Consider the following 10,358-nt stretch of genomic DNA (forward strand, 5'->3'; position numbering starts at 1 on the left):
ACATTCGAATTCATGGGACACTAGGCTATTTAACTCCAGTGGAATTCAAGCAACAGACCTTATAATTTTTGTCCAGTTTAGTGTTGACATACCAATCCATGTAAATTTTGCGTGGGGTGTGCTATGGTAAATTATCGAAACAATTATATTAAAGGTGGATAATTATGTTAGAGGTAAGTGAAAGTAAGTTAGCACAATATGTTGTACATTATGTTAGTGATAGCCTAGTGTTGGGAGAGGAAGCATTTTCGCAACCTGAGGTTATGCTAGAAGCAGCGTTTACACAATTAGCGTTTAACAAACTCGACTTTGAGCAACAATTTGAATTTTTTCATGAATCAAATATTGGCTTAAATGAAGTGTATACGTATGTGAAAGCTATTTTTGATGAGGAAGCTAGTTTCCTAGAACAATCTAAGCATATCGCCACGCACTTACATAGTGCATCTGGGCATCCAAATATTAAAAGCGGTGAATTGTTTATAGGCTTATTTGACAATTGTTTTATGTCGACAGAGGTAAAGAAAGTTATTGCCATTGTCAAAATTGAAGAAAAAGAAATGTTTTTAGATGTGAAAAATGAACAAAATAAAATGACTGTCAATGGCATCGACGGCATTAATGTAAAGAAAATCAATAATATGGCTGTCATTGTAGATATGGGGGCAGACGAAGCGCCAGTTGTTTTTATGAAAACGAAAAAGAAAGAAGATGTCGTTTACTGGCAAGAACGCTTTTTGAAAATTAAAGTAGCTGATGAACATTATCATAAAACAAACTTAGCATTAACCGAATGTAAAAAATATATTTTAAAAGAAGAGAGTTTTACAAATCCCGAAAAGTTGGGCTTTTTAAACAAAACGCTCGATTATTTCCGCAGTGAAGAAGAATTTCAAGTAAACGACTATATTGACACTGTATTTGAAGCAGCTGATTCAACGCAAAAGGATATTATCGTCAATTCAGTCAAGCCCTACGAAACAGTGATTTCCGAAAGTGCCATTGCAAAAGCTGAGAAAAGCTATAAACGTAAAATCAAACTGGATTCCGCAATTGAAATTCAAGTGAACGTCCGTGATATTGAGCAAATGGATGAGCTAATTGAAGTTGGCTTTGATGAGGAAACGAATCGCAAATTTTATAAAATCTATTTTAATGAAGAAGTATAATCTGAAATAAGAGGAAAAGTGTAAGATTGACTGAGATCAATCCTACACTTTTTTGCTGGGCTGTTGATGTCCGTTACAGCGGGTCTACTGGCGTTTCATCGACTTTTAGTGGCGGTTTCCCCTGATTTCCTGGCGATTCACGGACTTTTAGTGGCGGTTTCCCCTGATTTCCTGGCGATTCACGGACTTTTAGTGGCGGTTTCTCCTGATTTCCTGGCGATTCACGGACTTTTAGTGGCGAATTCCCCTGCCTTACCGGCGATTCACAGACTTCTATCGGCGATTTCTCCTGCCTTACCGGCGATTCACAGATTTCTATCGGCGGTTTCTCCTACCTTACCGGCGATTCACGGACTTCTATCGGTGATTTCCCCTGCTTTACCGGCGTTTCATGGACTTCTATCGGCGATTTCCCCTGCCTTATCGGCGATTCATGCACTTCTATCGGCGATTTCCCCTGCTTTACCGGCGATTTACTTACCGCTGCCAGCTCTTTTGCATCTTTCGTATATAAACTATTTGACCGATATGGTAGGCATTATGCGTTGTCACATTCCCCACTACTTGCCACCAATTCGCATTAAAATACCCTTTTACTTCGCTTTCAAGCTGTTGTTCTGATAATAATTCTTGCCAATATAAAAGGACTGTTAATAGCTGTTGCTGAAGTTCAACGAATGTTTTATTTTCTGAAATGGTAAACGTACTGTCATTACTCCCTACCGCCTGAACTGCATGTATACTATTTTCTTTATATCTCGTTTGCCACGTTTCATTCCAATAAAGTAAATGCTGTACAATTTCAGCAATACTATTACTTTCCTCACTTACCTTCCAAAAAGCTTCTTCCTCTGTCAGATTTTTAACAGCCTCTGTCAATGGGACGTACCAGCTTGGATCGTTTGCATTCGCTAACAACTGATCGGATAAAACATCTTTTAGGTGAAACATTTACCCAACTCCTTCTTTTCCTTAATGTTAATCATTCGCTTTGAGATGGGAATACCCTCTTTCTAAAGATGAACAGAAGTCAAAAAGATGCTCAAAAAGGATTTCCTCCCTTTTGAACATCTGTAATTTATTTTAATGGAATCTTCAATTCAATATTTTGACCGATAGGATTGAAGTAATAGTCTATTAATATTTTGGCTTTACCATCGTATTTTTTAAAGGTCTCCGTTGCGTATAGGTACTCATCATCATCTGAGTATGAGCCCCCTGCAAATTCTAACACCGTGCCATCTGCTTTTAGAGCACTCTCAAAGAACGTATGGCTCCTGCTATTATCCCATTTCTTTGCTGCAGTTTTTAGGCTTTGTTGCTCTACAGATATATCCCAATCTAAATAATCTGGTTTTGAGATTATTTTCTGTGTACCAAAATCAACTTCGATAAAATCCTCACCCTTCGGTACAGCATGTACAGCGCCAATTATAACCGTCAATGACTCTGGATCATCGAAATAATTACTTTGCAAATATACCGTGAATTTTCCATTGGAATTATTTCTGTATATTGATGAGCGATTTCTAACTGTTTCTCTACGCTCACCACTTTCCGACACGACTGCAATATCTTCCAGTGCTAATATTTGCATTGTATTTTCCTCGTCTACTTCAATATCAAGTGCCAATTTTAGTGGACTACGGCGAATTTGTTTAATCGTAAGTTTCTGACCTTGGACATCTACAGTACGATTCGCATTAATAACTTTTTCCTGTGCGATTTCGTTTTGTAGTGAAAACGGTATTGTTATTTCAATGTTCCCTTTATCTTTATCAATAAAATGAAAAATAGCTTTAAAATCTTTTGACGTATAGGCGATTGGCTCTGAAAAACCAAACTCAACTGAAGAAGAGATCTTTGTTTGATTACTTGCATTATGCGTAAAGGAACAACCACATTCAATTTCATCATCCCCTTGGAACAATTGGACTTTCTCCAAAAATAATTCAAATGGAGCATCAGCGTCATAGTAAAGAACAAAACCCGAATGATCTGCAATTACACCTTGCAATGTAAGCGATAGGTCATTTTTTGTTTGGGTTTCATTGATTTCTTCATAGTAATTATTATCGACAATATCCTTTATCCCTTTATCTCTTGCAACCGCTGAGACAATCGCTTGAAAGCCAGGTATTTTTGCAATTTGACTTGCAATTGTTGGCGATACACGAATAGAAAATAGAAGACTTAGACAACACAAAAATACGATTGCAACCGAAACGATGCGCTTCTTTGTTCTTTTTTCTCGCTTCACTTTACGAAACGTATCCATTCGAATTTGTTGAAGTTTGTCCTTTGGAACGTCAATCGGTCGTTTATTCATAGCCAGTCCTCCTTTTCTCTTGCGAAGTTTCTAAGTTTTTTTAGAATGTGATGAAGCTTAGATTTTACAGTACCCTCAGGAATTTGGTTGAGCTCAGCAATTTCTTTGTTTCTTAGTTGCTGAAAATATTTCATATAGACGAGTTGCTGCTCTGATAAGGTCAATTGCTCTAACAATTTCTCAATATCTGAGTAAATGGCCCATTCAAATAAATGATGTTCCTCAATTTGAACCGTTTGTTGGTGTTCACGTAAATGATCTTTACAACAATTGATTAAGACACGCACGAGCCATGTTCTGGCATATTCGTGCTGTTGAACGGTATGCATTTTTTTAAGTGCCTTATAAACTAGCTCCTGCATCACGTCTAAAGCGTCTTGCTCATTTTTCATATATGTAAAAGCCATGCGATATAAAATATCTTCGTCCATTTCAATAAGAGAAAGTATCGCTTGATGATCCCCACATATAGCACGCTTCGTGACTTCAAATTCCATCCTTTTCGCCTCCTTCCTTCATTAGACTGTAAAATACTTCATTTCGTTCAAAAATTTTAAAATATTTATTATGTAAGAAGTTATAAATTATTTGATAAATAAAAAGAATCCATTTCAAAAAGTCTTCAAAATGGATTCCTCTATAACTTAGCTATATTTTAATTTCCTAATATCCTCAATTAGCATTTCAACATCATCCTTTTTAGTTGCCCAGCTAGTACAAAATCTTACAACACTTTGCGTAGCATCGAACTGTTCCCAAAAGGAAAATGAATAGTTCTTACCTAATTTAGTTAACACATCATTCGGTAAAATAGGGAACTGTTGATTTGTTGTGGAATCATATTTTAATGCATAACCTTCTTCAATAAATGCCTCTCGGATCATCATCGCCATTTCCACAGCATGATTAGAAATCTCATAGTATAAGCCATCTTCAAATAACGTCTCAAACTGAATTCCTAACAGTCTCCCCTTAGCGAGCATACCACCATTTTGCTTAATAAAATAGCGAAAATCCTTTTTAAGATTATCATTTATGATGACTACCGCTTCACCAAACATTGCACCTACTTTCGTTCCACCGATATAGAATACATCGCAAAGTCTAGCGATATCTGCTAAGGATAAATCACTGTCTTTTGAAACAAGACCATATCCTAATCGAGCTCCATCCATAACCAATGGCAAACTACATTGTCGGCAAACTTTGCTTAACTCCTCTAATTCGGATTTACTGTAAGTCGTCCCATTCTCGCTAGGATGAGATATGTAAACTAAGCCTGGCTGAACCATATGTTCATGCGTGACATCATTCCAATGCGCATCATATAAGTCTTTTACTTGTTGTGCTGTAATTTTGCCATCATCACTCGGTAAAGTAAGTACTTTATGACCTGTAGCTTCAATTGCGCCTGTTTCATGTACTGCAATATGACCTGTAATAGCAGCAACTGCACCTTGATGTGGACGTAAAATGGACGCGATAATCGTCGTATTCGTTTGTGTTCCTCCAACTAAGAAGTGTACATCTGCATTGTCTGCGCCACACGCTTTTCGAATGTAAGATCTGGCTTTTTCACAATGTTCATCCATACCATAACCAGGTGTCTGCTCTTCATTCGTTTCAATTAGTCGGCTCAGTATTTGCTTATGAGCACCTTCTGCATAATCACTTTCAAAACGTATCATTTTATATTTCCTCCAACATATTTAATTTCTTTTGAATCATTAACATAGAGGCATGTATTTCGTTAATCTCTTTTGATGACAAACCTTGCAGTAAATTCACAATCTGTTCATCAGATTTTTCATTTAGTTGATGAAATAAATCAAGCCCTTTAGGGGTCAAACGAATCAATTTTGTTCTGTTATCCAATATTGATGATTCCTTACTAATTAGTCCATCATTACTAAGCTTAGTAATTATTCTGCTCATGTAACTGCGATCAATATTTAGATTTTCAACTAAATTGTTTGAAATACACTGTCCCAACAAACCAATCTCAACAATTACTCGTGCCTCTGTAAATGAATAACCGGTATCCAAAACATGTTTATCTAATAACCCAAGTAAATTCGTATAAAACCGATTGAATTGCCGAATATCAGCGATAATATTATCATTTAAGTTCATATTCGCCTTCCTTTATTTGTGGACTATGTCAACAAATATTAATGAACTTAGTGGACAATGTCAACATTTTTCGAAGTAATAAAGTATCACACCGAATTTAGCTTTCATCATTGGTTCAATAAAAAAGAGCTGCCTATGCAACTCAATGGTTTTAATTTGCATTTATAAAGTAGACTAGATGATCAGTCCATTTGTCGTTCTCGTAGATGAAACCTTTCCTTGTGCATTCATAGACCATTCCAACACTTTCTGCCAATTTTATAGACGGTATATTATCAATATTTATGTGAGCTTCTATTCGATGATAATTTAATTTTTCAAACGCTAAATCAATCGCTGCTTTTACAGCCTCTTTACCATAACCTTGTCTCCAAAATTGGTTATGGATTGTATAACCGAATCTAGCCCATTGAAATTCTCTCCTTATAATTGTTGAAAAGTCGATAAAGCCAATATGCGTATTATCTACTTTTCTAAACACACCAAATATATACACTTTGTCATCAACAGCCAGTTGAAAATGTTCAGTTACTAAATCACGAAACCATTCTTTCGTACAAATGCTCATATCAATTTTACCTTCATCGTATTTATGCTGAGAAGGTAGACGATGTTCATATTGCGTAAGCCAAGTAGAATAATCTTCCTCTTCTATTAATCGAATAACTAATCTTTCTGTTTCGGTTTTTATCTTATTCAATCGAACACCTCATCTAAAAATATTTCTAATAGATATATAAGTTCTGTTGAAATATGATAAATCCGTCTTCCCATATACTGCTCCCTTTAAAAGCTCCACTGTTTGTGTGGCTTTTTCTTATAAGCTGAGCGTTGCTAAAATTCCCTTTGCAATTTCATCCAATTCTTCTGCAAGTTCCATTTTCGTAGGGTTTTCAGCTACCTTCGATAAATAATCTTTAAACTGAACTTTTGACTCTACAGGCAAATTAATCACTAAAAAGTGGAGAAGAAACCACTTCCAATTGTCATCATTTGACGATAACACATCTTGCACATGGGGGACAATTTCCTCGGGGAAAGTTAATAGAATTTCCAATATGCCTGGTGCAACTGGCCAGTTCATATCCTGAGTAAATACGAGAAGGTCCGGCAATAAAGACGTTTGTGTATCTCTATCCAGTTTTTTAATTTCTGGTACCTTCTCAACATCGTATACGTTCCTTGGGAGAAAGCCTTCATATCCTTCCAACATCAGCACTCCTTTTTTAAATGGCAATCATTAGACTATCTCACTATCATTTTACTAAAGTGAAATGTACCGTGTGCTACGACTCAAGTTGTTCCGCTTTGTGATGCGATTACATCAATTGTTGTTTCAGTCTTTTTGGCAAAGTATGAAAACAAATAACATCCCCCTATTGCTATGATACTCCCTATGCCTTGTATCCAACTCATTTTTTCACCTAATAGTAAAAAGGCTAAAATGGCAGTAAATATTGGATTAAAATTTAGGAAAACGCCTGATGTTGTTGAACCTAAATTATGCACACACATATTCCAAAATAGCATACATACGACTGTTGCTAATACACCTGTATAAAGAATCCCACAAACGAAAGAAGTATCTATATGGGAAACCGTAAATCTAGGTATGCTTATTGGTAAAAGCATTATTAGTCCAAAAATAGCAGAGTATAAAGTAGACATTAAAGCCGAAGTTTTGGTCATAGCCCACTTACTACAAATTGTATAAATTCCCCATATACATACTGCAGCAAGCATCCACAAATCGCCTGTATTAAACTTCAATGATAACAAGTAGTCTATGTTCCCTTTAGATAGTACTAGTAGGACGCCACAAAAGGAGAAACCCATCGCAAAAATTTGTAACATATTCATTTTCTCTTTCAAAAATATAGCTGAACAAGCAGCGATCGAAATCATATTTAATGTTGATATTAAGCCAACATTTGTTGCAGTTGTCTGCTCTAATGCTAAAAACTGTAGAAGGTTAAATAGCACAACACCTGTTAACCCCATTAAAACTAAAGGAAGTATTGCATTTTTTGGAGGCAAAATCTTTTTTTCTTTCCACCAAACAATAGGCACAAGACAAATGACTGCAATCATCCACCTCAAAGTCGTCAGGGTGATAGGCGAAGCATGTTCAACAAGCGTCTTACTAACGACAAAACTTCCGGCCCATAATAAACAAGTTGAAAGCAACAAAACATAATACTTCTTCACCTTTTATTCCCCCTTCTTCCAAACAGCTTTATTCTTCTACAGGTTCTTTAGGACCTTGCAACTCTAATTGATAAAAATCTAAATCTAACCAACTATTAAATTTATAACCTGCTTTTTTGATAGTACCTGAATAGACAAAGCCAAAATTTTTATGCATATCAATGCTTTTTTCATTTTGAGCATCAATTCCAGCAATTAGTGTCATGTATTCTCTTTCCGTTGCAATAGCTATTAATTCTTTCAGTAATGCCGTTCCAATTCCATTTTTTCTATAGCCTTTATCTACATAAATTGAATGCTCAATCGAATATTTATAAGCTGGCCACGCTCTAAAAGGACCAAATGTCGCAAAGCCTACTACTTTTTTATCTAACTCATATACGAGTATTGGATTTCCCTCCTGCATCTTTTGGTCATACCAACTTTGTCTATTTTCAAGCGTTTGGGGTTTATATGTGTATACAGCAGTCGTATGGAGAATTGCATCATTATAAATGTTTAAAATGTCCATTAAGTCCTTTGGTGTTGCTTCTCTTATCATGTTTTTTCTCCCTTTCTTTTTCGCTTTATTTGTAATCCTCCTTTTATATTAAATCTCTTCATTCATAAGGTAAAATTGAACTTTTTATCCCCTTGCTATAGACTAAAGTTATAGCAAGACAAATGAAGGTTGGTGAGGAAATGACATTTCAGCAGTTTCGTTATCTTGTAGAGATTGCCAAACATAATTCAATTAGTAAAGCCGCTTCCGCACTTTTCGTAACACAACCTAGTATTAGTAAATCAGTGCGTGATTTGGAAATTGAGCTAGGGATTACAATTTTAGATCGAACGAACAAAGGGGTTGTTTTTACAAAAGAAGGAACTGAGTTATTGTTTTATGCAAAAATGCTACTGGAACAAACGGAGGCGGTTAAACATCATTTTGATAAAGACAAGAAAATGGGCCTAACGAAGTTTTCCATTTCATCACAACATTATAGCTTTGCAATTGAGGCGGTTGCGAATTTAATGGAGCATTTTAATGAACGGAAATATGAGCTGGCAGTTCGAGAAGGTAAATCAACAGACGTAATTGATGACATCTATTCAAGCAGAAGTATTATTGGTATTTTATCTGTATCTGAATTAAATAAACCATTTTTTGAGCGTCATTTCATCTCCAAAGCTTTACGATTTACGCCACTGGCTACATTGAAACAACACGTCTTTTTACGCAAAGAACATCCTTTGGCCCATTATAAAACGATTACATTTGAACAATTACGCAACTATCCTTATTTGAGCTATCAGCAGGATGACATGCTTTTACATTTTGCTGAAGAAACGCTCCATGTTAACAATATTGAAAAGCTCGTCTATGTAACAGATCGTGGCACGATGAATAACTTACTGTCTAACACGAATGGATACAATCTTGGAACAGGTTGCATCGTGAATAATTATATGAACCCCAACGTCATTTCGATTCCGTTAGAAGAAAGTCATCTCATTCAAGTTGGATATGTGAAGCGAAATGATGTATTTTTGCCAGAAGAGCTTGTGCTATATCTCGATTTTGTAAAATTAGCATTGGAAAAATCGATGCCTAAAGAAAATTAAAGCGCTCTTTCTTCAATAGAAAGAACGCTTTAATGCGTAGTAAAGCCCCAGTTAGATTAAATTTATCTTGCTTTACTTGTAAATTAGAGACTTTGGCATATAGGTATTCCCGCCTGCTACGCTTTCAGAAGAATTCAAAAAGCTATCTGAATTTACAAATTGACTAAGGTGTTGAAATTTACTGCACAATGTCTCTTCCCGAGTAGTTAATAAAAAAGAGCTGCCTAGGCAACTCAATGTTCTTCAAAAAAAGCTTATTTAATCACTGTGACCAATGGGTATTGTAAAAGCAACGGTTTACTAATTAACGTATTGAGCCCGAAAATTCAATCTGTTTACTATTTAACTTATTTACCCATTCACTATTATTCCATATATTAGGGTTGTCAATCGTTTGATTTTCTCCACGAACTAAGAAATCATAACTATCTTTTCCACCATCATACCAATCAACAATGACTAACTTCCCGTTTACATTACGTACAAGAAATTCAATAACTTCACCATGACTACCTTCAGTCATTTTAATTTCAGCTGGTAATTTTAAGTAAAGAAAACCGCCATCTACGTCATCCGTAAACTCCGCTTCCCAACCCACTCCTTGCGTGCCAATATCAACGCTCTCAACCAAATTATTCGTATCATTGTGCGTTAAATATAAATCATATTGGTATTGTATTTTCTTTAGCGTATACCGTTTAAGGTTTTCGCTTTCGATAAATGACCCCAATTCAATATCCGAACCGTTCCAGATTGCTTTATAATAGTCAGTCAGCACTGTCATACACATTTCATAAGCCATTTCAGAATCCTGACTAGTAAGTCCATCTTCATTTTCAGCTAAATATTCGGGAGAATCTTGTAATACATTGCTGGGGATGATTTCATTGTTTATAGCATTATTTACTTTGCTATCC

12 protein-coding genes are annotated in these 10,358 nt (G+C 35.7%); 2 read left to right on the plus strand and 10 right to left on the minus strand.

The features are described 5' to 3' along the window. The first annotated feature begins 164 nt into the window (after positions 1 to 164). Positions 165 to 1,169: a nucleoid-associated protein gene (locus ACQKNX_RS12705; RefSeq protein WP_427429198.1), complete on the plus strand. Its 1,005-nt coding sequence runs from the start codon at positions 165 to 167 to the stop codon at positions 1,167 to 1,169. Between the two features lie 477 nt (positions 1,170 to 1,646). Here ACQKNX_RS12705 and ACQKNX_RS12710 read toward each other — a convergent pair whose 3' ends face one another. The 9 genes from ACQKNX_RS12710 to ACQKNX_RS12750 form a co-directional block, all read right to left on the minus strand. Beyond that, on the minus strand, positions 1,647 to 2,120 hold the full coding sequence (locus tag ACQKNX_RS12710; RefSeq protein ID WP_340825634.1) for a DinB family protein: 474 nt from the start codon (positions 2,118 to 2,120) through the stop codon (positions 1,647 to 1,649). A gap of 127 nt (positions 2,121 to 2,247) precedes the next feature. Beyond that, a complete protein-coding gene (locus ACQKNX_RS12715; protein WP_427429199.1) occupies positions 2,248 to 3,498 on the minus strand; it encodes a DUF4179 domain-containing protein in 1,251 nt (416 codons plus the stop codon). After that, positions 3,495 to 3,995 (minus strand): sigma-70 family RNA polymerase sigma factor, encoded by a 501-nt coding sequence (locus ACQKNX_RS12720; RefSeq protein ID WP_427429200.1) that lies wholly within the window; start codon positions 3,993 to 3,995, stop codon positions 3,495 to 3,497. Before ACQKNX_RS12720 ends, ACQKNX_RS12715 begins: the two co-directional genes overlap by 4 nt. A 147-nt stretch (positions 3,996 to 4,142) precedes the next feature. After that, the gene (locus ACQKNX_RS12725; protein WP_427429201.1) at positions 4,143 to 5,186 is read right to left on the minus strand and encodes a threonine aldolase family protein; all 1,044 of its coding nucleotides are present in this window, start codon (positions 5,184 to 5,186) and stop codon (positions 4,143 to 4,145) included. Between the two features lies 1 nt (position 5,187). Next, on the minus strand, positions 5,188 to 5,631 hold the full coding sequence (locus ACQKNX_RS12730; protein WP_427429202.1) for a MarR family winged helix-turn-helix transcriptional regulator: 444 nt from the start codon (positions 5,629 to 5,631) through the stop codon (positions 5,188 to 5,190). A 151-nt stretch (positions 5,632 to 5,782) separates the two neighbouring features. Next, positions 5,783 to 6,331, minus strand: a complete 549-nt coding sequence (locus ACQKNX_RS12735) for a GNAT family N-acetyltransferase (RefSeq protein ID WP_427429203.1) — start codon at positions 6,329 to 6,331, stop codon at positions 5,783 to 5,785. A 117-nt stretch (positions 6,332 to 6,448) separates the two neighbouring features. Next, positions 6,449 to 6,844 (minus strand): DUF5071 domain-containing protein, encoded by a 396-nt coding sequence (locus ACQKNX_RS12740; protein WP_427429204.1) that lies wholly within the window; start codon positions 6,842 to 6,844, stop codon positions 6,449 to 6,451. Between the two features lie 80 nt (positions 6,845 to 6,924). Continuing rightward, positions 6,925 to 7,839, minus strand: coding sequence for a DMT family transporter (locus ACQKNX_RS12745; protein WP_427429205.1), 915 nt, complete (start codon positions 7,837 to 7,839; stop codon positions 6,925 to 6,927). A 28-nt stretch (positions 7,840 to 7,867) separates the two neighbouring features. Then, on the minus strand, positions 7,868 to 8,380 hold the full coding sequence (locus ACQKNX_RS12750; RefSeq protein WP_427429206.1) for an N-acetyltransferase family protein: 513 nt from the start codon (positions 8,378 to 8,380) through the stop codon (positions 7,868 to 7,870). Between the two features lie 140 nt (positions 8,381 to 8,520). Between ACQKNX_RS12750 and ACQKNX_RS12755 the strand changes: the two genes are divergently transcribed. Further along, positions 8,521 to 9,441 carry a LysR family transcriptional regulator gene (locus ACQKNX_RS12755; RefSeq protein WP_427429207.1) on the plus strand — a complete coding sequence of 307 codons (921 nt, stop codon included), beginning with the start codon at positions 8,521 to 8,523 and terminating at the stop codon, positions 9,439 to 9,441. Between the two features lie 304 nt (positions 9,442 to 9,745). On the opposite strand, the gene ACQKNX_RS12760 is transcribed toward ACQKNX_RS12755, so the two are convergent. Beyond that, positions 9,746 to 10,358, minus strand: a 613-nt coding sequence (locus tag ACQKNX_RS12760) for a hypothetical protein (RefSeq protein WP_427429208.1), incomplete at its 5' end; no start/stop codon positions are given.

Origin of the sequence: Lysinibacillus sp. NPDC093712, from assembly GCF_050280025.1 — a bacterium.
Taxonomy (GTDB): Bacteria; Bacillota; Bacilli; order Bacillales_A; family Planococcaceae; genus Lysinibacillus.